Raw genomic sequence first — 26,608 nt, forward strand, 5'->3', positions numbered from 1 at the left:
CGGCGGGCGAAGCGACGACGCCGGGCCGGCCCTCGCCTGGTACGAACGGTCGCCCGAGGCGGTGGCCGTGGCGCTCGGCGTGGACCCGGCCGTCGGCCTCACCTCGGCGCAGGCAGCCGAGCGGCTGACCCGGGACGGCCCGAACGCGCTCCCCGAGGAGCAGCCGCCGCCGCGCTGGCGCCGGGTGCTCGACCAGTACCGCAGCTACATGCAGATCATCCTGGTCGCCGCGGCGATCGTGTCGCTGCTGATCCAGGAGTGGTCCACGGCCGTGCTCCTGCTGGTGCTGACCGTGGTCAACGCGGTCATCGGGATGCGCCAGGAGGGCAAGGCGGCCAGCGCCATGAACGCCCTGAAGTCGATGATGCAGGCGACCGCCCGGGTCCGCCGGGACGGCACGGAGAGCGAGATCCCCGCCGAGCAGGTCGTGGCCGGGGACGTCGTACTGATCACCGCCGGGGACGACGTGCCCGCCGACGGGCGGCTGGTCGAGGCGAGCGCCCTGCAGATCGACGAGTCGGCGCTGACCGGCGAGAGCACACCCGCCGCCAAGGACACCCAGGTGGTGCGGGGCGAGGGGCTGAGCCCCGGCGACCGGACCAACACGGCGTTCATGAACACCCCCGTCACCCACGGCAGCGGCACCATGATCGTCACCGCGACCGGCTCCGGCACCGAACTCGGCAAGATCTCCGGGATGCTGTCCACCACCCCGCGGGAGGCGTCGCCGCTGACCAGGGAGCTCGACCGGCTGACACTGTGGATCGCGGGCGCCGCCGGACTGACCATGATCGTGATGTTCGTTCTGGGACGCGGCCGGGGCGAGGCCTGGGACGCGCTGTTCGTCAGCGCCGTCTCCCTGGCGATCGCGGCCGTCCCCGAGGCCCTGCCCACGGTGACGCAGACGATCCTGTCACTCGGGGGACTCGACCTCGCGCGCCACCACGCGATCGTGAAGGACCTGCCGTCGGTGGAGACACTGGGCTTCACCTCGGCGATCAACTCCGACAAGACCGGCACGCTGACGCTGAACCAGATGACCGCGGTGGAGGTCGTGGACGCCTTCGACCGCTACACCGTCTCCGGCACCGGCTACGGGCTGGAGGGCAGGGTGCACCACGCCGCCGGCCGCTCGCCCGCCATCGAGGACGCGATCCTGCCCTACCTGGTCGCGAGCGACGCCAAGCTGGTGGACGGCCGGGTCGTGGGCGATCCCACCGAGGGCGCGCTGCTCGTCCTCGGCCACAAGGCGGGGCTCGACGTCGAGGCGACGCGCGAGCGGTTCCCGCGCCTGGCCACCCTGCCGTTCGACCCCTCGTACAAGCTGATGGCCACCTTCAACGCGGCCACGGACGGCGACGGACGGCCCGTCGTCCGCTGCTTCGTCAAGGGCGCGGCGCCCGCCGTGCTGGGACGCGCCTCCACCGCCCTCTCCGACGGCGCGCCCATCGACTGGGACGCCGACCTCGACAAGCGGGCGCACGCGCAGATGGAACGGATGGAGCGGGCGGGCCGGCGCGTGATGGCCGCCGCCACCCGGGATCTGGACCCGGCCGACTTCTCCGCCGACGACCTGCTCGCGCACGTGGAAGACCTCCAGGTGGCGAGCCTGGTCGGGATGGCGGACCCGCCGCGCGAGGAGTCGCGGCAGGCGGTGGCGGGCGCCCAGGCGGCCAACATCCGGGTGCGCATGGTGACCGGTGACGACGTCATCACCGGCGCCGCCATCGCCGAGCAGATCGGCATCGACGGCGAGGCCATGCTCGGGTCCGAGTTCGCCGCCCTCTCCGAGGCGGAACGGCTGGAACGCATCGACCGCATCGGTGTGATCGGCCGGGTCGCCCCCGAGCACAAGGTGCTGCTCGCCGACACCCTGAAGAAGAAGGGCGACGTGGTGGCGATGACCGGGGACGGCGTGAACGACGCCCCCGCCATCAAGGCCGCCGACATCGGGATCGCCATGGGCTCGGGCACCGAGGTGGCCAAGAACGCCGGACGGATGATCCTGTCCGACGACAACTTCGCCACGATCGTCTTCGCGGTGGAGCAGGGCCGCAAGATCTACGACAACCTCACCAAGTACATCCGCTTCGTGCTGGTGCTGCTGGTCGTGTTCGTCCTGACCTTCCTCGGCGCGACACTGCTCAACATCGCGGGCGGGGAGCCGTTCACGCCGCCCCAGGTGCTGTGGATCCACTTCTTCGTCAACGCCGCCTTCGGCTTCGCCCTGGGCTTCGACCGGGTCAGTCCCGGCCTGATGGAACGCAGGCCCGCGGCCGCGCGGAGAACCGGTGATGACGCGACGCCTCATGGTCACGGTGGGCCTGGCGGGACTGGCCATCACGATCGGCCTGCTGTCGATGATCAAGCTCGGTGAGGCACGCTTCGACAGCGCCGCCATCGGCAACTCGATCGCGTTCACGTCGTTCGCGTTCTGCCTGATCGTGGCCGCCCTGGAGTGCCGCAGCGAGACCGAGACGGTGCTGACGACGTCGACCTTCGACAGCCGGCAGCTGAACCGGGCGATGTTCGGCGAGTTCGTGCTCGCCGTGCTGGCGACCCAGACGGACGTCTTCAACCGGATACTGGGCACCACTCCCCTGACCGTGGGGCAGTTCGGCTGGGCACTGCTGCCGGCCCTGGCCCTGCTCGGGCTGTGGGAGGCCGCCAAGGGGATCGCCCGGCGGCGTGGGCCCGCGACCGCCCTGCCGTCCGCCTGAGCCGCCCCATGCCCGCGGAGGAGCACCATGCGAGGTGACGGCACCAGGGACCGCTTCGTCCCGCCGGGGCTGCGCACCCTCCGGGCGTACCGGCGGGGCTGGCTGGTCAAGGACGTCGTCGCCGGAGTCGTGCTGACCACCTTGCTGGTGCCGCAGGGGATGGCCTACGCCGAGCTGGCGGGGCTGCCCGCGATCACCGGGCTGTACACCTCGGTGCTCTGTCTGCTGGCCTACGCCGTCTTCGGGCCCTCGCGCATCCTGGTGCTCGGCCCGGACTCCTCCCTGGGCCCGATGATCGCGGCGACGCTCGTGCCCCTGATCGCCTCCGGCGGCGACAGCGCGCGGGCGGTGGCGCTCGCCTCGATGCTCGCGCTGATGGTCGGCGCCCTCACGGTCCTGGCCGGGGTGTGCCGGCTGGGCTTCATCGCGGACCTCATCTCCAAGCCCACCATGATCGGCTACATGAACGGGCTGGCGCTGACCATCCTGATCGGCCAGCTGCCCAAACTGTTCGGCTTCAAGACGGACGCCGACGGGCTGATCCGCGAGTTCGACGCCTTCGTCCGCGGGCTGGCAGACGGCAAGGCCGTGCCCGCCGCGGCGGCGGTGGGGGGTGCCGGGATCGTGCTGATCCTGGTGTTGCAACGGTGGCTGCCCAAGGTTCCGGCCGTGCTGGTCATGGTGGTGCTGTCCATCGCGGCCACCTCGGCCTTCGACCTCGGTGGGCACGGGGTGAGCCTGGTCGGGGAACTGCCCCGGGGGTTCCCGCCGCTGACGTTCCCCGGAGTCCGGCTGTCGGATCTCGCTCCGCTGTGCGCCGGAGCCCTGGGCATCGCCGTGGTGTCCCTGGCGGACACCATCTCCAACGCCTCGGCCTTCGCCTCCCGCACCGGCCAACAGGTGCGAGGCAACGAGGAGATGACGGCCATCGGCGCGGCCAACATCGCCGCCGGGCTGTTCCAGGGGTTTCCCGTCAGCACCAGCGGATCACGCACCGCCGTGGCCGAACGGGCGGGCGCCCGCAGCCAGCTCACCGGCGTCGTCGGCGCGGGGCTGATCGTCCTCATGCTCGTCCTGCTGCCGGGGCTGTTCCGCAACCTGCCCCAGCCGGCGCTGGCCGCGGTGGTCATCACCGCCTCGCTCTCGCTGGCCGACCTTCCCGGGACCACGCGGCTGTGGAAGCAGCGCAGGGCGGAGTTCATGCTGTCGATCGCGGCCTTCCTCGGCGTAGCACTGCTCGGGGTCCTGCCGGGCATCGCGGTCGCCGTCGGCCTGTCGATCCTCAACGTCTTCCGCAGGGCGTGGTGGCCGTACAACACCGTGCTGGGGCGGGTGCCGGGGCTGCCCGGCTACCACGACGTACGGTCCTACCCCGAGGCCGAGCAACTGCCCGGCCTGGTCATCCACCGATTCGACGGCCCGCTGTTCTTCGCCAACGCCAAGGCCTTCCGTCACGAGGTGACGCGGCTGGCCGTCAGGGAACCGCCGCCCCTGTGGGTACTGCTGGCGGCCGAGCCGATCACCGACGTGGACACCACGGCCGCCGACGAGCTGGAGGAACTGGACGAGGAGCTCAACGCGCGGGGCACCCACCTGGTGTTCGCCGAGCTCAAGGATCCGGTGCGGCGCAAGATCGAGCGCTACGAACTGACCCGCTCCATCGACCCCGCCCACTTCTTCCCGACGCTGGAGGCGGCCGTCGCCGCCTACCGGGAGCAGACGGGGGCGCAGTGGACGACCGGCACCGAGACCCTGCCCCCCGCGCCCCCCGGCACGGCGCCCCCGGCCGACGACTGGAGCCACCCCACGGCCCCGGGGAACACGGCCGGAACCTGACACCCCCTCCGCTGCCGGCAGTCGGGCCGGGATTCACCCGCGGCGGGTGACACGTGGCCCGGTGCGCCGGCGCCTCGGCTCATCGCCTACCGTGCGTCCTGTACCGACGAGGAGGAGAGATCGATGACGCACGAGGCGCTGATCACGGGTATCGGCGGCAGGGAGCCCAAGATCGACGCAGAGGCGTTCGTGGCGCCGACGGCGTCGGTGATCGGGGACGTCACGCTCGAAGCCGGCGCGAGTGTCTGGTACGGGGCGGTGCTGCGCGGCGACGTCGAGCGGATCTTCGTCGGGGCCCAGGCCAACATCCAGGACAACTGCACGCTGCACGCCGACCCCGGGTTCCCGGTGAGCATCGGACAGCGGGTGTCGGTCGGGCACAACGCGGTGGTGCACGGGGCGACCGTCGGCGACGACTGCCTGGTCGGAATGGGCGCCACCGTGCTCAACGGGGCCGTGATCGGCGCGGGCTCGCTGGTCGCCGCGCAGGCGCTGGTGCCGCAGGGGATGCAGGTGCCGCCCGGCTCGCTGGTCGCCGGTGTCCCCGCCAAGGTCAAGCGGCAGCTGACGGACGAGGAGCGCGAGGGAGTCACCCTCAACGGAACGCTGTACGCGTCGCTCGCGACGGCCCACGGCGAGCTGTACGAGAAGCCGTAGCCGTCAGTCGGCGGCCGGGACGGGCTCCGGCTCGACCGCCTGCCGCTGTGCCGCCTTCTTCGCCCGGCGCCTGATGACCAGCATCGACGTCAGGCCGACGAGCACCGCGGCCACCAGACCGAGGTACGAGAAGCGCTTCAGCCAGTCCTCGGCGACGATGCCGACGTAGTAGATGACCGCGGTCGTGCCGCCCGCCCAGCAGATGCCGCCGAGGACGTTGGCGATCAGGAACTTCCAGTACGGCATGTGCAGCACACCGGCGAGCGGGCCGGCGAAGATCCGCAGCAGGGCGATGAAGCGGCCGAAGAAGACGGCCCACATGCCCCACTTCTCGAAGGACCGCTCGGCCGTGGCCACGTGCCCTTCGCTGAAGTGCCGCGGGAACTTCGCGCCCAGCCAGGCCAGCAGCGGGCGGCCGCCCTTGCGGCCGATGGCGTAGCCGATGGAGTCGCCGACGACCGCGCCGAGGGTGGCGCAGGCGCCGAGGACCACGGGATTGACGCCGGAGTGCTGGGAGGACAGCAGGGCCGCCGAGACCAGGACGATCTCGCCGGGCAGCGGGATGCCCAGGCTCTCCAGACCGATGACCAGCGCCACCACGGCGTAGACGGCCGCGGCGGGCACGGTGTCGAGCCACTCCTGGACGTGCAAAGCCGGTTCCTCCCGGTTCGTGACCCTTGGTTCGCCGTGTTCCCGGCGTGCGCCGCACGGGGGCGCACGCCCGGAAGCCTACCGGGTCAGCCGGCGGCAAGGCGGTCCCAGAGGTCGCACTGGTGCTCGCCGTGAACCGTGGTGCTCAAGGTGACGCCACCTTTCGACACGGTCCTGAGAGAGAGGACCACCCCCGGCCCGGCGGGCATCGCCGGCAGTCCCGCGGCCCTAGTGGACCTGCGCTCCCCAGGTGGCGTGGGGGGCCGGGACACCGTTGTCGGCGGACCAGCCCTTGGCCACGAGAACCGTCACCAGCAGGGCGAGGGCCGTCACCCCGACGCCCAGGGCGATCACCTTGGTACGCCTGGCCGAGGGAGCGGGGCGGTGGCGACCGCTGCCCGGGGGCCGGGCGCCCGGGCGGCCCGGCCGCGCCGGCCGGTCCCCGCCGCGTCCGGGCCGGGAGTCCAGGTAGCGCCGCGCGCCCCAGCCGAGCACGGTCTCGGCGAGCAGCACCTCCAGGCCGCCCTCGAAATGACTGAGCTGCTCGGCCGCGTGCCGGCAGTAGCGGCAGGCCGCCAGGTGCTGCTGGACGTCCGGCAGCAGGGCGCCCCCGCGGCGTATCGGGACGTCGAGGAGCCGGTTGTAGTAGCGGCATTCACGGCCGGGTGCGAGTTCCCGGTGGGCGCGTACGCAGCCGGCCCGGAATTGCTCCCGGGCCTGCTCCAGAGCGGCTGTCGCGGTGGCCGTGTCCACCCCCAGCAGACCGGCTGGTATGGTTATGGGTTCCGCCTCCACCTCGGTGTGCCACAAAAGGCATTGGGAGGCGCCCGGAAGGGCCCTGAACGCCCGTTCGGCGAGCTGCCGCCTTTCGGGTGTCACGGACCGTGCGGCCCGTAGTCCTCGGCCGCCGTTCGGTTTGCGGAGTTCCGGCAGCACGAGGGCAATTCGGTCGTCGGCGGCCCACTCCTTGACGGTCTCCCGCACCGCCGTCAGAAATTGCGGCCGCAGTGCGCCGCCTGCCGGCCGGCCGAGCACGCGATGGAATGCGGCGGCGGTGACCATGGCCGCCGCGTCGTCCGCGCCGACGAGACAGACGGCCGCGTAGCCGTATGCCGCTCGCCAGTGCCTGACCAGCAGCAACGCTCCCGCCCGAGCGCCCGCGGCACCCTGGTTCAGTTGTGCGACGAGATGGCGGTCCGACTCTTCCGGGCCGGATCCGGGGCGCGGCGGGTAGGGGGGACGTGGGGGGTAAGGGGGTTGCACGGAACCGATTCCTTCCAAGCCGCAGGACGACGTACGGAATTCGTGGGTCCACCAAAAAGCGAGGGGTCTGATTGGTGCGTACCTATGCGGTCGAGTGCCAGGACCGCTATAAGGCCGCTCACTTTCGCACAATTGACGCACGGCAAACAAGGAGTTCGAGTGACCCAAGTTCAAGACCACGGAAGTGCAGATAAGTTACCCGCGGTATCCGCACCGGTTTTCGATGGCACGGTTGCACCGCCGCCGAGTTGTGTGGAGAAAAGGGCGAGGGGTGCACAGAACCTTCAGATTCCGCGGCCCCGCCCGGCCGGACCCACAGCGTCCTGAGAGGTTTCTCCCGGTGCGCTCTCATCCGCGTGGGCCAGCATGTGCCGCATGATCGCCCCCCATGCCACGAGCGCTCCCGCCTCCGTCCGTGCCGTCACCAAGGCCGTCGTCCCGGCCGCCGGGCTCGGCACCCGCTTCCTGCCCGCGACCAAGGCCACGCCCAAGGAGATGCTGCCGGTCGTCGACAAGCCGGCCATCCAGTACGTCGTCGAGGAGGCGGCCGCTGCCGGCCTGGACGACGTCCTGATGGTCACCGGACGGCACAAGCGGGCCATCGAGGACCACTTCGACAACGCCTTCGAGTTGGAGCAGGCGCTCGCCGCCAAGGGAGACACCCTGCGGCTGGACTCCGTGCGCGACCCGGCCCGGCTGGCCAACATCCACCACATCCGCCAGGGCGAACCGCTCGGTCTCGGCCACGCCGTGCTGTGCGCCCGCCGCCACGTGGGCGACCAGCCCTTCGCCGTCCTGCTCGGCGACGACCTGATCGACCCGCGCGAGACGCTGCTCAGCCGGATGCTGGACGTCCGCGACCGGTACGCGGGCAGTGTCGTGGCGCTGATGGAGGTGGCCCCGGAGCAGATCCACCTCTACGGCTGCGCGGCCGTGGAGGCGACCGGCGAGGACGACGTGGTCCGGGTCACCGGCCTGGTGGAGAAGCCCTCGCGCCGGGACGCGCCCAGCACCTACGCCGTCATCGGCCGCTACGTCCTCGACCCGGCCGTCTTCGACACCCTGGAGCGCACCCCGCCGGGCCGCGGCGGCGAGATCCAGCTGACCGACGCCCTCCAGGAACTGGCCGCGGACGGCACGGTGCACGGCGTCGTCTTCGACGGCCTGCGCTACGACACCGGCGACAAGGCCGACTACCTGCGCACCGTGGTCCGGCTGGCCTGCGCCCGAGACGACCTGGGCCCGGAATTCGTCGCCTGGCTGAAGGCGTTCGTCAGGGGCCTGGAGGACGGAGCCGCTGACGGCGGACGCCGACAGGCGGCTTGAGGAGGCGGGGCGCCGGGCAGGTGAAGCGCACGCCGGGCCGGGTTGATGCCAGAGATGCGGGGCCCGGGGAGGCGTATGCAGTGGGCGGCTGCACGGTGGGGGGCCGGGCGGCGGACGCCGGCAGGCAGGCTGAGGAGGCACAGGGAGCGCACTCCGGTCGATGCCGGGATGCGGGACCGAAGAGACGTACGCCGCGGGCGGCTGCACGGCGCGGGGCGGGGCGGGGCGGCGTACGCAATGGGCGACTACACGGCGCGGAGTCGGGGCGACGGACGCCCGAGTGACGATATGGCGTGAAACCCGGACGGCGGACGCCTAGCACGTCGACACGGCGCGAAACCCCGGCCGCAGACGCCCACGCACGTCGACACGGCGCGGGGCCTGGACCGCAGACGCAAAAGCAACGCGGCGGGGGGCCTGGGCCGCAGACGCGGAAGTCGACGCGGCGCGGGGCCCGGGGCGCAGACGCGGAAGTCGACGCGGCGCGGGGCCCGGGGCGACGCGCACTCCGGGCCCCGCGTCGATGCCGTCTCAGCCGTTGGGGCGCAGTGTCCAGACGACTGTCATCTCGCCGGTGACGGCGCCGTCCTCGCGCCGGAGTTCGATCGACACGGGGAACTCGGGGCGCTGCCCGGCGTCCAGTTCGGCGATCACGTCGGCGGCCGGACGGCCGAGGGTCGCGGTGGCGGTGACCGGGCCCATCGCCAGCTTCCGGTAGGCGATCTCGGCGCTCACGGCGAGCGGCACGGCCCGCGAGAGCTGGTCGCCGAAGGCGGCCAACACGATCGTCCCGCTCGCGGTCTCCCCGAGGGTGAACATCGCGCCGGCGTGCGGGCCGCCGACGTGGTTGTGGTACTCGCTCTGGTCCGGCAGGACCACCACCGCCTTCTCCGGCGTGGTCTGGAGGAACTCCAGGTTCAGGGTCCGGGCCATCGGCACCGTCGCGGCGAGCATCTCGCCGATCGACATCTGGTCTGCACTCATGCCGGGATGTTACCCATGAGTAGCCGCAGGTGGCCAGATCCGTGCGGTGATCGTTCGCGGTACCGAACACACCGCCTTCCCCGACCCGAGGTCCGGGCCGGGGCGACCGGGAAACGGTTTGGCAGGCGGCGCCACCAGCGGGGATAGTCGGCCGGTGACCGCTGCCTCCCCACCTTCCCCCGGCCTCCTGGCGCCCCGGCGCAACTACCGCCTGCTGACCGCCGCGGCGGTCGTCACCAGTCTCGGTGGCAACGGTGCGCTGATCGCCGCCGCTTTCGCCGTGCTGGACGCGGGCGGTGACGGCGGTGACGTGGGCCTGGTGGCCGCCTCCCGCACGCTGCCCCTGGTGGTCTTCCTGCTGATCGGCGGAGCGATGGCGGACCGGCTGCCCCGGCATCGCGTGATGGTCGCGGCGAACGCCCTGAACTGCCTGTCCCAGGCCGCGTTCGCCGTGCTGGTCCTCGCCGGGCATCCGCAGCTGTGGCAGATGATGCTGCTGACCGCGCTGGGCGGCACCGGCCAGGCCTTCTTCAGCCCGGCGGCCGAGGGCATGCTGATGTCGTCGGTGCAGGGCGAGCACGCGGGCCGCGCGTTCGCCGTGTTCCGGATGGCGATGCAGGGGGCCGGCCTGGGCGGAGCCGCGCTCGGCGGTGCCATGGTCGCCGCGCTCGGGCCGGGCTGGGTCCTCGCGGCGGACGCGGCGGCCTTCGCGGTCGCGGGCGCGCTGCGGGCCTTCCTCGACGTCGGCCACATCCCCCCGCGCGAGGCGGGCGGCGGCATGCTCGCGGATCTGCGCGAGGGCTGGCGGGAGTTCGTCGGACGCCCCTGGCTGTGGGGCATCGTGGTGCAGTTCTCGATCGCCAACGCCGTGGTCGGCGCCGCCGACGCGGTCTACGGCCCGCTCGTCGCCCGGGACGAGCTGGGCGGGGCGGGACCGTGGGGCCTGGCGCTGGCCTGCTTCGGCGGCGGCACCGTGGCCGGCGCGCTGCTGATGACCCGCTGGAAGCCGCGCCGCCTGCTCCTCGCGGGCACGCTGTGCGTCTTCCCGCTGGCCCTGCCGTCGGCCGCGCTCGCCGTCCCGTTCCCCGTCGGCGCGCTGTGCGCGGTGATGTTCCTGTCCGGTGCGCTCGTCGAGGTGTTCGGGGTGTCCTGGATGACCGCGCTGCACCAGGAGATACCCGAGGACAAGCTCTCGCGGATCTCCGCCTACGACTGGTTCGGGTCCATCGCCCTGGTACCGCTCGCCACCGCCCTGGCCGGTCCCGCCGAGGAGGCCTTCGGGCGTACGGCGTCGCTGTGGGGCTGCTCCGCGCTGGTCGTGGTGGTCACGGCGGCCGTGCTGACCGTGCCGGACGTACGGAACCTGCGGCGCCGTACCAGGGAGGTGGCCGTCGGGACCGGCTCAGCCGATGCCGAACGCACCGCCGGGGGGCTCGGGTGACGGGACGGCGTCCTCGTCCCGGACGGGCCGCGCGCCGCGTAGGAAGTCCCGTACGCCCTGGCCGTGTTCGACCCGGGCCGGGAAGGCGTCGGACGCGGTGAGCCGGGTCAGGGCCGCCGTGTCGAGGGGCCGGTGGGAGGCGGCCAGCACCGCGTTGCCGAAGCGGCGCCCGCGCAGCACGGCGGGTTCCGCGATCAGCACCAGCTCCTCGAAGACCGTGGCGAACGTGGCGAGTTGGGAGCGCAGGAAGGCGAAGGGCGCGGCGTCGGCGAGGTTGGCCAGGTAGACGCCGGTGTCACGCAGCACCCGGCCGGCCTCACGGGCGTAGGCGACGGAGGTGAGATGGGCCGGGACACGAGAGCCGCCGAAGACGTCGGCGACGACGACGTCGGCGGACCCGTCAGGGGCGGTTTCCAGCCAGGCGCGGGCGTCGGCGGCGTGCAGGACGATCCCGGCGTCCTCGGGCAGGGGCAGGTGCTCGACGACCAGCTCCAGCAGCGCGCGGTCGGCCTCGACGACGTCCTGCCGGGAGCCGGGCCGGGTCGCGGCGAGGTACCGGGGCAGGGTCAGCGCGCCGCCCCCGAGGTGCACCACGTCCAGCGGCCGCCCCGGCTCGTCGACGACGTCCAGCACGTGTCCCAGCCGTTGCGCGTACTCGAACTCCAGATACGCCGGCTCGTCGAGGTCGACGTAGGACTGCGGCGCCCCGTCGACGGTCAGCAGCCAGGCCCGCTTCCGGTCGACGTCGGGCATGAGCTTGGCTACACCGAGGTCGGTGGCCCTGCTGACGGGGATGGGTTCGGTCACTCCCTCATTGTGCGGCCGAGCCGCTCCCCCTCCGTGCGGCCGAGCCACTCCCCCTGCGCGGCCGAGCGACGCCCTCAAGGAGCGCGGGGAACCGCGCGGCAAGCCATGACAGCCCCGCGGTCCCCACGCACCCCGGCCTCACTCCACGGTGGTCACGGTTCCCGCGCCCACGGTCCTCCCGCCCTCACGGATGGCGAACCCGAGCCCGGGCTCCAGCGGGGTGTCGCGCCCGAGCTCGACGGTCATCGTGACCGTGTCACCGGGCCGCGCGACGGCGACGTCACCGAGCTCGACGTCCCCCACCACATCCGCGGTACGGATGTAGAACTGCGGCCGGTACCCGCTCGCCACCGGTGTCGTGCGTCCGCCCTCGCGGGCCGACAGCACGTACACCCGCGCGGAGAACCGCCGCGCGGGCACCACACTCCCCGGGGCCGCCACCACGTGCCCGCGCCGTACGGCGTCCCGCGGCACGCCCCGCAGCAGCAGCGCCACGTTGTCCCCGGCCTGCGCCTCGTCCATGGGCTTGCCGAAGGTCTCCAGGCCGGTGACGACGGTCTCGACTCCGGCGCCGAGCACCTCGACCCGGTCGCCCACGCGCACGGTGCCGCGCTCGATCGCGCCCGTGACCACCGTCCCCCGGCCGGTGATGGTGAGCACGTTCTCCACCGGCAGCAGGAACGGCGCGTCCAAGTACCGCTCAGGCATGGGCACATACGTGTCCACGGCGTCGAGCAGCGCCTCGACGGCGGCCGTCCAGCGCGGGTCGCCCTCCAGGGCCTTCAGTCCCGATACCCGGACGACGGGCACGGCGTCGCCGCCGTAGCCATGCGCGGTGAGCAGTTCGCGGACCTCCAGCTCCACGAGGTCGGTGAGCTCCTCGTCGCCCGCGTCGGCCTTGTTGAGGGCGACGACGATGTGGTCGACGCCCACCTGCCGGGCGAGCAGGACGTGTTCGGCCGTCTGCGGCATGATCCCGTCGACGGCGGAGACGACCAGGATCGCCCCGTCGAGCTGCGCGGCGCCGGTGACCATGTTCTTGACGTAGTCGGCGTGGCCGGGCATGTCCACGTGCGCGTAGTGCCGGGTGTCGGTCTCGTACTCGACGTGCGCGATGTTGATGGTGATGCCGCGGGCGGCCTCCTCCGGGGCGCGGTCGATGCGGTCGAACGGCACGAAGGTGCCGCTGCCGCGGTCGGCGAGGACCTTGGTGATGGCGGCGGTCAGGGTGGTCTTGCCGTGGTCGACATGGCCCATCGTGCCGATGTTCAGATGAGGTTTGGTGCGGACGTACGCCGTCTTGGGCATGGCTGAGTACCTCGAAGCCTCTTCGAAGGAAAGCGGGGACCCCAAGGACTCGCCGACCCTCCCCCTGCGGGGTCCGCCGGACGATCCGGAGAGGGTCAGCTTCGGGCGCCGTCGGCTGCGGCGAGGAAGATCGGGACGGCAGCCTTCGGAGCATCCGCGACTGCGGATGCTGCGAGGAGGAAGGCGTGCCGGAACATGGGGTCGATCATCGTCGACGGGCCGTCCGGCGTCGAATGGTTTTCCCCGGTGCGCTATAGATGGCCCCATGGTGTGGGTGCTGGTGACCGCCGGCGTGCTCGTGGCGTCGCTCGTGACCGTGGTGCGCGAACTGCGCGACCACGTGACCCTGCGGCGGGTCCGGCCGACGGCACGGGAGTTGCAGGCCGAGATCGTCGACCACCGGGCGACCGGCAGCGGCAGACGGGGTGCGTACTTCCTCACCCCGGTCGTCCGCTACGTCCTCGACGGCCGGCGCTACGAGGCGGGTATCGCCAACGCGTCGTTCGGCCGCCCGGCCGGGGTCGGCTCCGCCATGACGGTCCTGGTCTCCCCGGACAGCCCCTACAGCCCGATGGACCCCTACGGCGGTCTGGGGGCGACGCTGCGCGGTGCGATCGTCACCGCCGTCCTCAGCACCGCGCTCCTGGTCTGGGGCATCGCCACGCTCTGACCCGGCTACGCCCCGATGTTCTTCAGCGCCTCCCGCACCGTCAGCGGGGCGAACCGTCCGCGCTCCCGGGCCACAAAGGCCCGTACGGCCTCCGGGTCGGTCCTGGCGTACTCGCGCAGCGCCCAGCCGATGGCCTTGCGGATGAAGAAGTCGGGGTGGCCGGACTGGCGCAGGCAGTAGGCGAAGAGGCGTTCGGCGTCGGTGCGTTCCTTGTAGCGCAGCTGGTGCAGCAGTGCGGTGCGGGCGATCCACAGGTCCTCGTCGGCGATCCAGGCGTCCATGTCCGCCGTCAGCGCCGGATCGGCCGCCACGAGGGCGCCCACGACGTGTGCCGCGAGCAGGTCGACCGTGTCCCACCAGGAGCGCGTGCCGACCAGGTGTCGGGCGACGGGCAGGAAGGCCGAGGAGCACACGCGCGTGTGGCGGCGCAGGTAGTCCACGGCGAAGTACTGGTACTCGCGCTCGGGGAGCCGCCAGCACCGCAGCGCGATCGCCACGCAGTCGCTCTCGCCGGGGCGCGGCAGACCGTCGACGACCACGCGGGACAGCGCGCGGCGCACGGGCGTGCTCAGGCCCAGGAAGGGGGCCACGTCCTTCATGTACGCGCGCATGGGCGCGGCCCGCTCGGGGTCGGCCGCGGCGGCGTAGACGGCGGTGAGCCGCTCCAGCACCGTGTCGGCGAGTGTGCTGAACGGCACATCCATCGTGACCTCGTCCGTGGCGCCCATGCGACGAACCATACGGCGATCACACACACCGGTCGGTTAGTGTCACCGGATGCTCGATGCCACCACCCGCTCTGGGGGCACCGCCACGGCCTCTCCCCGGGCCGCCGCGACGGAGCTCGCCGTCGCCGTCCCCGCTTCCGCCCCGTCCGGCCCGGGCGCGCGCGGCACACGCGTGCTGCTCTCGCCCTGGTCGCGGCTGTCGCTGCTCGTCCTCCTGCTGGCCGCCGCCGCCACGTGCGTGCTGCTGTTCGAACCGCAGAGACTGCTCGCGCACGGCTGGCCGCCGCAGCTTAACGGGGCCTCGGCGGCCGTGGTGTTCGCCGGGGCGTACGGGCTGTGCACCGTGGCGTTCGTGCCGCGTCCGCTGCTGAACCTCGCGGGGGGCGCGCTGTTCGGCTCCCAGCTGGGCATCGGCACGACCCTGGTGGGCACGGTCCTCGGGGCCGGTATCGCCTTCGGACTGGGCCGGCTGCTCGGGCAGGACGCGCTGCGCCCGCTGCTGCGGGGCCGGCTGCTCAAGGCGGCGGACGGACAGCTCAGCCGGCACGGCTTCCGCTCGATGATGGCGGCCCGGCTCTTCCCCGGGGTGCCGTTCTGGGCGGCGAACTACTGTGCCGCCGTCTCCCGTATGGGCTGGGTGCCCTTCCTGGTCGCGACGGCGCTCGGCTCCATCCCGAACACCGCCGCGTACGTCGTCGCGGGCGCCCGTGCCTCGGCGCCGACGTCGCCCGCCTTCCTGATCGCGATGGCCTGCATCGCCGCGCCGGCCCTGGTGGGCGCGGTGGTGGCGTGGCGCAAGCGGCACCACATCCGGGGCCGTTGACCGCCCCTGCGGCTCGCTACGCTGCGCCCTCCAGGATCATCGCGTTGGCCAGGCCGCCCGCCTCGCACATCGTCTGCAGCGCGTAGCGGGCACCCCTCGCGCGCATGGCGTGCACGAGGGTGGTCGTCAGCCGGGTGCCGCTGGCGCCGAGCGGATGACCGAGGGCGATCGCCCCGCCGTGCACGTTGACCTTGGCGAGATCGGCGCCGGTCTCCTGCTGCCAGGCCAGGACGACGCTGGAGAAGGCCTCGTTGACCTCGAACAGGTCGATGTCGTCGAGGGTCAGTCCGGCCCGGCGCAGCACCTTCTCGGTCGCCGGGATGACGCCGGTGAGCATCAGCAGCGGGTCGGAGCCGGTCACGGCGAAGCTGTGCAGCCGGGCGAGCGGGCGCAGGCCGAGGCGCGCCGCGGTCTCCGAGGACGTGATGAGGACGGCGGAGGCGCCGTCGTTGATCGGGCTGGCGTTGCCCGCGGTGACGTTCCACTCGATCTGCGGGAAGCGCTCGGCGAAGTCCGGGTCGTGGTAGGCGGGCTTGAGGCCGGCGAGGACCTCGGCGGTGCTGTCCGGCCGTACGCACTCGTCGCGTGTGACGCCCTCCAGCGGTGCGACCTCGGCGTCGAACAGGCCCTGGTTCCAGGCGTCGGCGGCCTTCCGGTGCGAGGAGAGGGCGAAGTCGTCCATCCGCTCGCGGGTGATCGACCACTTGGCGGCGATCAGCTCGGCGCTGATGCCCTGCGGGACCAGGCCCTCCGGGTAGCGCTCGGCGACTCCGGGGCCGAAGGGGTCCTTGCCGGGCGGCACGTTGGACCACATCGGCACCCGGCTCATGGACTCGACTCCGCAGGCGACGACCATGTCGTACGCCCCGGAGAGCACACCCTGCGCCGCGAAGTGCACGGCCTGCTGGGAGGAGCCACACTGACGGTCCACGGTGGTGGCCGGGACCGTGTCCGGGAAGCCCGCCGACAGCACGGCGTAGCGGGTGGTGTTCATGGCCTGTTCGCCGACCTGGTCGACGGTGCCGCCGATGACGTCGTCGATCAGTGCCGGGTCGACACCGGAGCGCTCGACGAGGGTGCGCAGGGTGTGGGCGAGGAGTTCCACGGGGTGGACGTGCGCGAGGGCGCCGTTCGGTTTGCCCTTGCCGATCGGGGTGCGTACGGCTTCGACGATGACTGCGTCACGCATGGTGCGGGCCTCCGGGACGTTCGGGGTCGACGACGTCGACAGGGTCACGGGTACGACCGGCCTGCCTACCGGTCAGTAGGAAATCCGGACTCACCATAACCGGGTGCGTTGGAAAATCAAACCCTCCCCTAGACTGGCGCCATGGCCGCCCCCAAAGACCCGCGCCCCTGCTCCATCGCCGACGCCCTCGCGCTGGTCGGCGAGAAGTACTCGCTGCTCGTCCTGCGCGAGGTGTGCCTGGGCAACGGCCGCTTCGACCAGCTGGTGCGCAACATCGGCGCCCCGCGCGACATCCTGGCCACGCGGCTGCGCCGGCTGGTGGACGCCGGAATCCTGACCAAGCGCGTCTACAGCGAACGCCCGCAGCGCTTCGAGTACCGGCCCACGGCGGCGGGCCTCGAACTGGAGCCGGTCCTGATGACCCTCAAGGAATGGGGCGACCGGCATCTGCGCGGCGGCGTCGACCTGCCCATGGTCGTCGAGCACACCTGCGGCAACGAGATGGTCCCGGTGGTCATCTGCCGGGCCTGCGGCGCACCGGTCCACCACGAGGACCTGACGGCCCACCCACAGGCCGAGGGCTGGACCGTGACGGGCCCCACGGCGGCCTGAAACCCGCGGCTGTCAGGCGGGCCCCGGGTACACGTCCAGCCGCCCGCACATCCCGAACCTCCCGCGCTCCGACGGCTGTTGCGCGCGGACGACCGCGTCGGCGAGGTACCCCGCGTCGCCCTTCTCGAGGCGGTCCAGCTGCTCCCCCGTGGCGGCCGCGGCCGCCTCCGCGCCCCGGCGCCAGCGCTCGCGCCACTCGGCGAGCCGGGGCCGTACCAGTGCCGCGGCGGCGCGGTGGAAGGCGGCCAGCGCCTCGGGGCCGTCCGCGTCGCGCAGCGCCCGGTAGCCCTCCAGGGCCAGGTCCCTGCGGGCCCGGGCCGCCCGGGCCCGCTCCTCCTCCGGCGCGTTTACGGGGAGGGCGGTCGCGGCGGCGTACGTCTCGGCGTCGGCCAGATACCGCGGCGGCAGCGTCAGCACCGCGTCGCCCGCCTCCGGGAGGCCGCTGTTCTGCATCAGCACCGTGATACGCAGGTCGTCGTCGTTGACGAGCCGGTGGACGGTGCCCGGGGTGAACCAGGCGACCGTGCCGGGCACGAGGGGCGTGACCTCGTACCCGGACGTCGTGAGGGTCTGTACCGCGCCGCGCCCGCCGGTGACGACGTACGCCTCCGCACACGTCAGGTGCACATGGGGAGTGCCGCCGCGGACCCCGTCGGCGGCGGGCCAGTCGTAGACGCACAGGTGCGAGACGGCGACGCCGCCCGGCAGACCGGTGAAGCCGGCGCCGCTCACCACGGGTGCGTCTCCAGGTACTTGGCGATCTCCGCCCGCTCCCACGCCCCGTCGGCCACGACGATCCGGTAGCGGCGGGCGAGCGTGTCCCCGGGGGCGAGCTCCAGCTCGTCGTAGAACGCCCAGGAGGGGGCCACGGCGGCGAACGGCTCGTTGCGGACGAACCAGTGGGCGGGATGCGTGCCGTGGGCGCCGTCGTGGTCGTTCTCGGGGGCGTGCGCGAACAGCAGGGTGGCGTGGCCGTCGGCGCCGTCGTGCTCACCGGAGAAGGCGAGCCAGGGCGCCTGCTCGCCCATCAGGCCGGGGCCCTCGGCGTCGGGGCCGATGACGCGGCCGCCCCGGAAGCCGCGCGGGCCGCGCCAGAACAGGCCCGTGTAGCCCGCCAGTTCACGGCCTGCGGTGGTGGGGCTGCCGAAGCGCAGCGGCTCGTCGCGGCGGTTGGTGACCGCGCTGCACCAGGTCAGCGCCCAGGACCCGGACGCGTGGTCCACGTCGTGGATCTCGATCTGGCGCTCCTCCTCGGCCCACAGCTCGCCGCTGTACGGGTGCCAGGTCAGCCGTTCCGCGATGACCACACGGTCGTCGCGCACGGCGACCTCGTCGAAGGCGACGTGCGCCATCGAGCCGACGCGCTCGGGGAGTTCGAGGTAGCCCTCGCCGTGCACGTAGGAGTTGCCGCCCCACAGGTTGGCGCCGGACAGGTGCGAGGCCGTCAGCTGCAGGCCCTTGTGCCACCGGTGGTCGTTGGGCCGGTAGTCGGTGACGACGTCGCCGGCCAGCGTGCGCAGGGGGTGGATGTACGGCTTGGGGGCCTCCCAGGCGGCCTCCGGGGCGTACACGTAGCTGAGCAGCTCGACGCCGGTGGCAGGTTCGGTGACCGTGATCCGGTCGCCGTGGGCGTGGACCAGGCGCAGGCCCGTCATGCGGAGACCTCCTCGGCGGCGACGGGAACGGTGGAAGGGACGGGTGCCCAGCCGGGGACGTCCCCGTGCATCGCCGTGTAGAACGGGTCGCCGGGACCGATCTCGCCCGCGCGCACCGTGGTGTCCGTGAACGCCGACTTGTACAGCGCGGCGATGAGCTCCAGGCTGGTGCGCCCGTCGGCACCGCTGCTGCGCGGGCGCCGCCCCGCGCGCATGCTCGCGACCAGTTCCCGCAGCTGCTCGAGGTGCGAGCTGGGCACGTCCGCGCCGAAGTCGCGCCAGGCGTCGGCCTCGTCGCCCGGCACGTCCGGGGCGGGGGTGATGCTCCAGTTCGCGTTGGAGTGGCCGTAGAGGTGGGTGAGCTCGACGGTGGCCCGCTCGCAGTCGATGCGGATGCGGCTGACCTCGTCGGGGCTCAGCACACTGTTGACGACCGTGGCCAGGGCTCCGTTCTCGAAGCGGACCAGGGCGGTCGAGACATCCTCGGTTTCCACGTCGTGCACCAGACGCCCGGCCATCGCGCGCACCTCGCTCCACGGGCCGAGCAGGTCCAGCAGCAGGTCCATCTGGTGGATGCCGTGTCCCATGGCGGGTCCGCCGCCCTCGGTCGCCCAGCGGCCGCGCCAGGGCACGGCGTAGTAGGCGGTGTCGCGGTACCAGGTGGTCTGGCAGTGCGCGACGAGCGGCCGGCCCATGGCCCGCTCGGCCAGCAGCCGGCGCACGTGCCGCGAGCCTGATCCGAAGCGGTGCTGGAAGACGATCGAGGCGTACGGCCCGCCGTCCGTGCCCTCCTCGGCCTGTACGGCGTCGAAGTCGGCGAGGGTCGGCATGGGCGGCTTCTCGCACCACACCCAGGCGCCGGCCCGCAACGCGGCGACGGTCTGGTCGCGGTGCAGCGTGGGCGGGGTGCAGATGGCCACCAGGTCCGGCCGCTGCTCGCGCAGCATGCGGTCCAGGTCGGTGTAGGCGTGCGGGATCCCGCTTTGCGCGCAGAACTCCCCGACCGCTGTGGCATCGATGTCAACGGCGGCCACGACCTCGGTCTCGCCCTCCTCGGCGAGCTCGGCCAGGGCGGGCAGGTGGGAGCCACGCCCGATGGCGCCGATGCCGACGAGGGCGGCCCGGACGCGGCGGCCGGCGAGCGGGGTGGAGGGGGTCGGGGACGTCCCGGACGGGGTCTCGGACGTGGACATGGACGCGATCAGCACTCCTCCGGGAACGGCGGCCTGGCGAGGAGGACGGGCAGCAAGCGCTTTCTCCTGCCTGCAACGTAAGCTCCGCACCCGCGCAAGGTCAACCACCCGAAAGCCAAGGCGGGGGCGGGGACGGTGAAACCCCTGTGACGGTCCCGTCATCGCCGGACGCTAGGCTGCGCTGCACACCCGTGATCTCCACGCCCGGCGGCGTGACGTTCCGTCGCGCCTGCCTCGACGAGCACTTGGACGCCGTAACTTCATGTCTTGGTTTGAATCCCTCATCCTCGGGCTCGTCCAGGGGCTGACCGAGTTCCTCCCTGTCTCCTCCAGCGCGCATCTGCGGCTGACGGCGGCCTTCTCCGGCTGGAAGGACCCGGGTGCGGCCTTCACGGCGATCACGCAGATCGGCACGGAGGCGGCGGTGCTGATCTACTTCCGCAGGGACATCGGCCGGATCATCTCGGCGTGGGCGCGCTCGCTGTTCAGCAAGGAGATGCGCAAGGACCACGACGCCCAGATGGGCTGGCTGGTGATCGTCGGCTCGGTACCGATCGGCGTGCTCGGGCTGCTGTTCAAGGACCAGATCGAGGGGCCGTTCCGCGATCTGCGGATCACGGCGACCATGCTGATCGTCGTCGGCGTCGTGATCGGCGTGGCCGACCGGCTGGCGGCGCGCGACGAGACCGGCGGCCGGCACCGAGCACCCAAGCAGCGCAAGACGCTCGAGAACCTCGGCGTGAAGGACGGCCTGGTCTACGGCCTGTGCCAGTCGGCGGCACTGATCCCGGGCGTCTCCCGCTCCGGCGCCACCATCAGCGGCGGCCTGTTCATGGGCTACAGGCGCGAGGCCGCGGCCCGTTACTCCTTCCTGCTCGCCATCCCCGCGGTGCTGGCCTCCGGCCTGTTCGAGACCAAGGACGCGCTGGAGAGCGACCACGTGGCGTGGGGGCCGACGCTGTTCGCGACGGTGATCGCCTTCGCCTCCGGGTACGCGGTCATCGCCTGGTTCATGAAGTTCATCTCGACGAAGAGCTTCATGCCGTTCGTCTGGTACCGCATCGCGCTGGGCATCGTCATCATCGGCCTGGTCACGGCGGGCGTGCTGAGCCCGCACGCGGCGGAGTCGGCGGGCTGACCAGGGCGGAGGCCGGCCCCACGGGCGCGGGACCACGGCCGAGGGCCGATCGCTCCCCGCCCGCCTCACCGCCGCCCTCCAGCAGGGTGAGGCGAGAGAGAGGTCGACCACCTCCTATCGTGGGGCCATGGAGGAACCACCCCGCTGGCTGAGCCCCACCGAGGAACGCGCCTGGCGCGGCATGCTCCGCATGCACGACCTGCTGGTCCATCAGGCCGGCCGGACACTGCAGAGCGACTTCGGGCTGTCCGCCACCGACTACTCGGTGCTCGCCGAGCTGACCCGCGCGCCCGGCGACCGGCTGCGCGTGCTGGAGCTCGCGAAGGTGCTCGGCTGGGAGAAGAGCCGGGTCTCGCACCACCTCTCCCGCATGGTGAAGCGCGGCCTGGTCGCCCGGGAGGAGTGCCTCGACGACGGACGCGGGGCGTACATGATGGTGACCCCGGCCGGCCGCGAGGCGCTGGAGGCCGCCGCGCCGCAGCACGTCGAGGACGTCCGGCGGCTCTTCCTGGACCATCTCTCGCCCGGCCAGATCACTTTGCTGGCGGAGATCACCGACACCGTCATCGAGAAGATCGACATCAGCTGAGGGCTCCCTCGCTCCCTATGGGACCACCCCTGCCCTGACCCGGCGATGGCACACCGCCTCCGCGCGACCGACGGAATGAACACGTCCAGCTTTTGTTGAAAGCGGTATGAAAAAGATCGGGTTCCTGTCATTCGGGCACTGGACGCCGTCGCCGCACTCCCGGACGCGTTCCGCCTCGGACTCGCTGCTGCAGGCGATCGACCTCGCGGTCGCCGCCGAGGAACTGGGAGCGGACGGCGCGTACTTCCGCGTCCACCACTTCGCCCGGCAACACGCCTCCCCGTTCCCGCTGCTCGCGGCGATCGGCGCGCGCACCAGCCGCATCGAGATCGGCACCGGTGTGATCGACATGCACTACGAGAACCCCCTCTACATGGCGGAGGACGCGGGCGCGGCCGATCTGATCTCGGGCGGCCGGCTCCAGCTCGGCCTCAGCCGAGGGTCACCGGAGCAGGTCGTCGACGGCTGGCGGCACTTCGGCTACCGCCCGCCCGAGGGCGGAACCGACACCGACCTGGCCCGTGCGCACACCGAGCAACTGCTCGACGTGCTCCGCGGTGAGGGGTTCGCGGAGCCCGACCCCAGTCCGATGTTCGCCAACCCGCCGGGACTGCTGCGCATCGAACCGCACTCGGAGGGCCTGCGGGACCGCATCTGGTGGGGCTCCGGCTCGAACGCCACCGCGGTCTGGGCCGCCGGGCTCGGCATGAACCTGCAGAGCTCGACCCTCAAGGACGACGAGAGCGGCGAGCCGCTCCATGTCCAGCAGCGCAAGCAGATCGAGGCGTACCACCAGGCGTGGCGGGCCGCCGGCCACACGCGCACCCCCAGGGTGTCGGTCAGCCGCAGCATCTTCCCCCTCGTCGACGAGAGGGACCGGGCGTACTTCGGCCACGACCGCGACTCGAAGGACCAGATCGGGTACATCGACGCCAACACGCGCAGCATCTTCGGCCGGTCGTACGCCGCAGAGCCGGACGTACTCGTCAAGCGGCTGGCCGAGGACGAGGCCATCGCCGCGGCCGACACCCTGCTGCTCACCGTGCCCAACCAACTGGGCGTCCACTACAACGCCCATGTCCTCGACAGCATCCTGACGCACGTCGCGCCGGAGCTCGGCTGGCGCTGAGGACGCGGCCACGGAAGGCGCCGCCCCGGCGGCGCCTGGCGGCCTGGGCGGACGCCGTCGACGGGACGGCGCCCGCGCCCGACCCCTGACTGTGGCAGGTTCGGATGGGTGACGCTTCACTTACATAGTTGACACGTCATCCTTCTCTTCCTAAGGTCATTGAAAGTTGCACGGATCGGCGACCGGACAGGCCGTCACTCAGATCGGGAGACACACCATGGGACAGCTGGACGGCAAGACGGTCGTCATCACCGGCGGCACCAGCGGTATCGGGCTGGCCACGGCCCGTCGCTTCACCGAGGAGGGCGCCCACGTCTACATCACGGGGCGCCGCAAGGAAGCTCTCGACCAGGCCGCCGAACTCATCGGCGGCAACATCACCCCCGTCCGGGCCGACAGCGCGAACCTGGCCGACCTCGACCGGCTCTACGCCACCGTCGCCGACGCCGGACATCGCATCGACGTCCTGTTCGCCAACGCCGGCGGCGGCGAGTTCGCCCCCCTCGACCAGATCACCGAGGAGCACTACGACAGCACCTTCGACAGCAACGTCAAGGGCACCCTCTTCACCGTCCAGAAGGCGCTTCCCCACCTGGTCGACGGCGGGTCCGTGATCCTCACGGGCTCCGTCGCGGGCGTCTCCGGCGACCCGGCCTTCGGTGTCTACGGCGCCTCGAAGGCCGCCATCCGCTCCTTCTCGCGCACCTGGGCCAACGAACTCAGCGGGCGCGGCATCCGCGTCAACACCATCTCGCCCGGACCGATCACCACCCCCGGCCTCAACGGCCTCGCCGCGGACGAGGAAGGGGCGGCACAGCTGCGAGAGACCCTCGCCGGCATGGTGCCGCTGGGCCGCATGGGCCGGCCGGAGGAAGTCGCCGCCCTGGCCCTCTTCCTCGCCACCGACCAGTCCAGCTTCATCACGGGCACCGAGGTCTTCGTCGACGGCGGCGCGAAGCAGGTGTAGTGCACTCCCGCTCACCGGCGTGGGGCCGCAGCGAAGCACCGCGACCCCGTCACGCCCTTGCCCTCTCTGGAACACCCGAAGGATAGATGATGCATCAACCGCATGTGATCAAATAAGTCGTGAGCAAAGACATACGGGATCAGTAGCCGACCGGTAGCGCAGTGTCAGTGCTTGCCCCTAGGCTTGTCCGCATGTCCCCCGATTCCTTTACCTCTGGTTCCGTGCGCTCTGCCGCCGAGGTGAACGAGCAGATCCGGGCGCTGTGGACGCGTGCGGGCGGCTCGCTGTCGGCCCAGGAACGCACGGAGTACGAGCTCTTGGTGGTCGAGTGGGCGGCGGCGATCCGAGAAGGCGTCATCCAGGCGGCCTGAAGCCGGCCGCCCCTCACCGCCCGCCGGCCACCCGCAGCACCGCTCCCGTGGTGTACGACGCGTCCGGTGACATCAGCCACGCGATGGCCGCCGCGATCTCCTCCGCCCGCCCCGGCCGCCGAAGCGGAATGCCCTCCGCCATACGCCAGGCGCGGTCCGGGTCCCCCATCGCCGCGTGCATCTCGGTCTCGACGGCGCCCGGCGCGACCGCGTTGACACGGATGCCGTCCGGGCCGAGCTCCTTGGCGAGCCCCACCGTGAGCGCGTCGACCGCGGCCTTGGTCGCCGCGTAGTGCACGTACTCCCCGGGGCTGCCGAGCGTGGCCGCGCCCGATGACACGTTCACGATGACTCCGGCGCCCCGTGCCGTCATCAGCTGTGCCGCACGGCGCGAACACAGCAGCGTGCCCAGGAGGTTGACGTCGACGACCCGGCGCAGGGTCGCCGTGTCCGTGTCCGCGAGGCGGCCCAGCAGGCCCGTCACCCCGGCGTTGTTCACCAGCCCCGTCACCGGCCCCAGTTCCCGCTCCGCCGTATCGAAGAGCCGCTCGACGTCGGCCTCCACGGAGGTGTCCACCCGCACCGCGACCGCGCGGGCCCCCGCCTCGCGCACTCCGTCCGCCACCTTCTCGGCGCCCTCGGCGTCACGGACGTACCCGACCGCCACGTCGTGCCCTTCGGACGCGAGCCGCAGACAGGTGGCGGCACCGATTCCCCTGCTGCCGCCGGTGACGACGGTGACGAGGCGTTTCATGGGACCTCCCGCAACGGAGCCGTAATGATCGATCATCGATCACCCTAGCCGTCCCTGGCCCTCCGGTCTGCGGTCCGGAGGTATCTCCCCCCGGGGAATCTACGCCCGGGCGTGCTCCCGCACGAGCTCGTACGACCGCAGCCGGTCGGCGAGCGCGTAGACCGGCGTCACCAGCATCAGCTCGTCCGCCCCCGTCGCCTCCACCACGTCCGCCAGCCGCTTCACCACGGACGCCGGCGATCCGTGCGCCTGCTGCGAACGGAAGGCCGCGAGCATCCCCTCCTCCTGCTCCGTGAAGAGGTGAGCCGCCGCCTCCTCGGGCGTCGGGAACGGGATCTCGCTGCGCCCCTGCACCAGACCGGTCTTGACGACCTCCATCGGGCCCGCCAGCCGCGCGGCCTCCTCGTCCGTGTCGGCGCACACCGTCTCCACGCACACCAGTACGCGCGGCCGCGCACACCAGCGGGACGGCGTGAAGTGATCGCGGTAGTGGCCGAGCGCGGCCGCTGTGTTGTCGGGGCGGATGTGGTGGGCGAAGGCGATCGGCAGGCCCAGTTCGGCGGCGAGCGCGGCACCGGCGGTGCTGGAGGACAGCAGCCAGGGTTCGGGGAGCGGGCCGAGAGCCACCCCGTCCACGAGGTACCGCAGGATCGCCGCGACGTCGTCGCGGTACTCGGTGTCCGTGGTCGGGGCCGCCCCGCGGCGCAGGGCCCTGGCCGTGGGCTCGTCGAAGGTGCCGGGGCCGCGGCCGATGCCCAGGTCGATGCGGTCCGGGTGCAGCGCTGCGAGCGTCCCGAACTGCTCCGCCAGCGTGATCGGGGCGTGGTTCGGCGCGAGGACTCCGCCGGAACCGAGCCTGAGGGACGAGGTCAGGGCAGCCGCGTGGGCGGTCAGGACGACCGGCGGGAACGCCCCGATGGCCGGGGAGTGGTGGTGTTCCGCGTACCAGAGCCGGTCGTAGCCGAGGTCCTCGATACGCCGGGCGAACGCGGTGGTGTCGCGCAACGTGTCGACGGCCGGGGCGCCCGACTGGACCATGGCCACCTCGAGCGCGCTGAGCGGGACGGTGATCATTCGGTCAGTATAGGAAGCGGATCGTCCCGACATCACCTGGTAATTGGCCCTTGCGGTAAGGGAGTTGAGGTCCGGTTCGGCCGAGAGAGGCTACGGGGGCCGTGCGGGCCGCGCGGAACGACGAGTGCCGAATGTGCCGCCAGGCCCCTTGGCCCGGCCCGTCTCATGCCCAACACTGAGCCGATGACGCAGCGTGTGGAGCTCGCGACCGTGATGGACCGGCTGGCCGTCGACGAGGTGGTCACCGACTACGCGACGGCGGTGGACGACGGCGACTGGGAGGGGTACCGGGGACTGTTCGCGCCCGACGGGCGCGCCGACTACCGCTCGGCGGGCGGCATCGAGGGAGACGCGGTGACCGTCGCCGGCTGGCTCGCCGAGAGCATGCTGCTCTTCCCGATGCGGCAGCACCTCATCGTCAACCGCCGGGTGCGGTTCGGAACCCTGGAGCAGGACACCGGCGACACGGCCCGGGTGCGGGCCGACTACGTCAATCCGATGCGGTTCGATCCGGACGGTTCCGTGCCCGACTTCGTGTGCGGCGGGCGCTACGCCTTCGCCCTGCTGCGCACGGACGACGGCTGGCGGCTGACGGAGGTCGTCGTCGAGGAGAAGTGGCGGCGCACGGCCGGCCCGCGGCCCGCGTCCATGGCCGAATGATCTCGGCCGCTCTGTCCCCGATCACGGAAAACACGCACACTGGAGGCAGAGCTGGGTAGAGAG

Annotated in this window: 24 protein-coding genes and 2 pseudogenes; 14 read left to right on the forward strand and 12 right to left on the reverse strand. The window is 72.2% G+C overall.

Annotation, left to right across the window (positions count from 1 at the left end; translation table 11 throughout):
• Nucleotides 1–61 precede the first annotated feature (61 nt).
• From LN251_RS00005 to LN251_RS00015, 3 genes and pseudogenes are all read left to right on the forward strand, one after another.
• Nucleotides 62–2,720 (forward strand): annotated as a pseudogene (locus tag LN251_RS00005) (cation-translocating P-type ATPase).
• Nucleotides 2,721–2,747: 27 nt separating this feature from the next.
• On the forward strand, nt 2,748–4,556 hold the full coding sequence (locus LN251_RS00010; RefSeq protein ID WP_458242523.1) for a SulP family inorganic anion transporter: 1,809 nt from the start codon (nt 2,748–2,750) through the stop codon (nt 4,554–4,556).
• 123 nt (nt 4,557–4,679) lie between these two features.
• Nucleotides 4,680–5,213: a gamma carbonic anhydrase family protein gene (locus LN251_RS00015; protein ID WP_058926678.1), complete on the forward strand. Its 534-nt coding sequence runs from the start codon at nt 4,680–4,682 to the stop codon at nt 5,211–5,213.
• 3 nt (nt 5,214–5,216) lie between these two features.
• On the opposite strand, the gene LN251_RS00020 is transcribed toward LN251_RS00015, so the two are convergent.
• Together LN251_RS00020 and LN251_RS00025 are read right to left on the reverse strand one after the other, a co-directional pair.
• The gene (locus LN251_RS00020) at nt 5,217–5,864 is read right to left on the reverse strand and encodes a DedA family protein (protein ID WP_458242524.1); all 648 of its coding nucleotides are present in this window, start codon (nt 5,862–5,864) and stop codon (nt 5,217–5,219) included.
• A gap of 240 nt (nt 5,865–6,104) precedes the next feature.
• Nucleotides 6,105–7,127, reverse strand: a pseudogene (locus tag LN251_RS00025) (hydrolase); the annotation flags it as partial.
• A 375-nt stretch (nt 7,128–7,502) separates the two neighbouring features.
• Between LN251_RS00025 and galU the strand changes: the two are divergent.
• Nucleotides 7,503–8,453, forward strand: a complete 951-nt coding sequence (gene galU, locus LN251_RS00030; protein ID WP_458242525.1) for a UTP--glucose-1-phosphate uridylyltransferase GalU — start codon at nt 7,503–7,505, stop codon at nt 8,451–8,453.
• A 531-nt stretch (nt 8,454–8,984) separates the two neighbouring features.
• On the opposite strand, the gene LN251_RS00035 is transcribed toward galU, so the two are convergent.
• On the reverse strand, nt 8,985–9,422 hold the full coding sequence (locus tag LN251_RS00035) for a DUF4442 domain-containing protein (protein ID WP_458243232.1): 438 nt from the start codon (nt 9,420–9,422) through the stop codon (nt 8,985–8,987).
• Between the two features lie 169 nt (nt 9,423–9,591).
• On the opposite strand from LN251_RS00035, the gene LN251_RS00040 reads away from it, so the two are divergent.
• Nucleotides 9,592–10,878 carry an MFS transporter gene (locus LN251_RS00040; RefSeq protein ID WP_458242526.1) on the forward strand — a complete coding sequence of 429 codons (1,287 nt, stop codon included), beginning with the start codon at nt 9,592–9,594 and terminating at the stop codon, nt 10,876–10,878.
• Here LN251_RS00040 and LN251_RS00045 read toward each other — a convergent pair.
• Nucleotides 10,840–11,685 carry a spermidine synthase gene (locus tag LN251_RS00045; protein WP_458242527.1) on the reverse strand — a complete coding sequence of 282 codons (846 nt, stop codon included), beginning with the start codon at nt 11,683–11,685 and terminating at the stop codon, nt 10,840–10,842. The genes LN251_RS00040 and LN251_RS00045 overlap by 39 nt on opposite strands.
• Before the next feature lie 138 nt (nt 11,686–11,823).
• Nucleotides 11,824–12,993, reverse strand: a complete 1,170-nt coding sequence (gene tuf / locus LN251_RS00050; RefSeq protein WP_458242528.1) for an elongation factor Tu — start codon at nt 12,991–12,993, stop codon at nt 11,824–11,826.
• Nucleotides 12,994–13,258: 265 nt separating this feature from the next.
• Here tuf and LN251_RS00055 point away from each other — a divergent pair, with 265 nt between their 5' ends.
• A complete protein-coding gene (locus LN251_RS00055; protein WP_458242529.1) occupies nt 13,259–13,663 on the forward strand; it encodes a hypothetical protein in 405 nt (134 codons plus the stop codon).
• Nucleotides 13,664–13,668: 5 nt separating this feature from the next.
• On the opposite strand, the gene LN251_RS00060 is transcribed toward LN251_RS00055, so the two are convergent.
• Complete coding sequence (locus LN251_RS00060) at nt 13,669–14,391, reverse strand: DNA alkylation repair protein (protein WP_458242530.1); 723 nt, start codon at nt 14,389–14,391, stop codon at nt 13,669–13,671.
• 49 nt (nt 14,392–14,440) lie between these two features.
• Between LN251_RS00060 and LN251_RS00065 the strand changes: the two genes are divergently transcribed.
• The gene (locus LN251_RS00065) at nt 14,441–15,214 is read left to right on the forward strand and encodes a TVP38/TMEM64 family protein (RefSeq protein WP_458242531.1); all 774 of its coding nucleotides are present in this window, start codon (nt 14,441–14,443) and stop codon (nt 15,212–15,214) included.
• A gap of 16 nt (nt 15,215–15,230) precedes the next feature.
• On the opposite strand, the gene LN251_RS00070 is transcribed toward LN251_RS00065, so the two are convergent.
• Nucleotides 15,231–16,403 (reverse strand): thiolase family protein, encoded by a 1,173-nt coding sequence (locus tag LN251_RS00070; RefSeq protein WP_458242532.1) that lies wholly within the window; start codon nt 16,401–16,403, stop codon nt 15,231–15,233.
• Nucleotides 16,404–16,544: 141 nt separating this feature from the next.
• Between LN251_RS00070 and LN251_RS00075 the strand changes: the two genes are divergently transcribed.
• Entirely contained in the window at nt 16,545–17,015 is a 471-nt protein-coding gene (locus LN251_RS00075) for a winged helix-turn-helix transcriptional regulator (protein WP_458242533.1), read from the forward strand.
• Between the two features lie 12 nt (nt 17,016–17,027).
• Here LN251_RS00075 and LN251_RS00080 read toward each other — a convergent pair whose 3' ends face one another.
• The 3 genes from LN251_RS00080 to LN251_RS00090 are packed head-to-tail and all read right to left on the reverse strand — an operon-like array spanning nt 17,028 to nt 19,863.
• Complete coding sequence (locus tag LN251_RS00080) at nt 17,028–17,750, reverse strand: cupin domain-containing protein (RefSeq protein ID WP_458242534.1); 723 nt, start codon at nt 17,748–17,750, stop codon at nt 17,028–17,030.
• On the reverse strand, nt 17,744–18,670 hold the full coding sequence (locus LN251_RS00085) for a DUF6807 domain-containing protein (protein WP_458242535.1): 927 nt from the start codon (nt 18,668–18,670) through the stop codon (nt 17,744–17,746). The genes LN251_RS00080 and LN251_RS00085 overlap by 7 nt, the downstream gene beginning before the upstream one ends.
• Nucleotides 18,667–19,863: a Gfo/Idh/MocA family protein gene (locus LN251_RS00090; RefSeq protein ID WP_458242536.1), complete on the reverse strand. Its 1,197-nt coding sequence runs from the start codon at nt 19,861–19,863 to the stop codon at nt 18,667–18,669. The genes LN251_RS00085 and LN251_RS00090 overlap by 4 nt, the downstream gene beginning before the upstream one ends.
• A gap of 262 nt (nt 19,864–20,125) precedes the next feature.
• Between LN251_RS00090 and LN251_RS00095 the strand changes: the two genes are divergently transcribed.
• The 5 genes from LN251_RS00095 to LN251_RS00115 all read left to right on the forward strand — a co-directional run bounded on the left by LN251_RS00095 (nt 20,126) and on the right by LN251_RS00115 (nt 24,057).
• Nucleotides 20,126–21,001 carry an undecaprenyl-diphosphate phosphatase gene (locus LN251_RS00095; protein ID WP_458242537.1) on the forward strand — a complete coding sequence of 292 codons (876 nt, stop codon included), beginning with the start codon at nt 20,126–20,128 and terminating at the stop codon, nt 20,999–21,001.
• A 127-nt stretch (nt 21,002–21,128) separates the two neighbouring features.
• Entirely contained in the window at nt 21,129–21,590 is a 462-nt protein-coding gene (locus tag LN251_RS00100) for a MarR family winged helix-turn-helix transcriptional regulator (RefSeq protein ID WP_458242538.1), read from the forward strand.
• Nucleotides 21,591–21,696: 106 nt separating this feature from the next.
• On the forward strand, nt 21,697–22,719 hold the full coding sequence (locus LN251_RS00105) for an LLM class flavin-dependent oxidoreductase (protein WP_458242539.1): 1,023 nt from the start codon (nt 21,697–21,699) through the stop codon (nt 22,717–22,719).
• Between the two features lie 217 nt (nt 22,720–22,936).
• Nucleotides 22,937–23,686, forward strand: coding sequence for an SDR family NAD(P)-dependent oxidoreductase (locus tag LN251_RS00110; RefSeq protein ID WP_458242540.1), 750 nt, complete (start codon nt 22,937–22,939; stop codon nt 23,684–23,686).
• A 191-nt stretch (nt 23,687–23,877) separates the two neighbouring features.
• Nucleotides 23,878–24,057, forward strand: a complete 180-nt coding sequence (locus tag LN251_RS00115) for a hypothetical protein (RefSeq protein WP_458242541.1) — start codon at nt 23,878–23,880, stop codon at nt 24,055–24,057.
• A 13-nt stretch (nt 24,058–24,070) separates the two neighbouring features.
• On the opposite strand, the gene LN251_RS00120 is transcribed toward LN251_RS00115, so the two are convergent.
• Both LN251_RS00120 and LN251_RS00125 read right to left on the reverse strand, forming a co-directional pair.
• Nucleotides 24,071–24,811 (reverse strand): SDR family NAD(P)-dependent oxidoreductase, encoded by a 741-nt coding sequence (locus LN251_RS00120; RefSeq protein WP_458242542.1) that lies wholly within the window; start codon nt 24,809–24,811, stop codon nt 24,071–24,073.
• A gap of 99 nt (nt 24,812–24,910) precedes the next feature.
• The gene (locus tag LN251_RS00125) at nt 24,911–25,885 is read right to left on the reverse strand and encodes an LLM class flavin-dependent oxidoreductase (protein ID WP_458242543.1); all 975 of its coding nucleotides are present in this window, start codon (nt 25,883–25,885) and stop codon (nt 24,911–24,913) included.
• Between the two features lie 183 nt (nt 25,886–26,068).
• On the opposite strand from LN251_RS00125, the gene LN251_RS00130 reads away from it, so the two are divergent.
• Nucleotides 26,069–26,545 (forward strand): nuclear transport factor 2 family protein, encoded by a 477-nt coding sequence (locus tag LN251_RS00130; RefSeq protein WP_458242544.1) that lies wholly within the window; start codon nt 26,069–26,071, stop codon nt 26,543–26,545.
• Nucleotides 26,546–26,608 lie beyond the last annotated feature (63 nt).

The organism is Streptomyces sp. MAI_2237 (assembly GCF_054189285.1).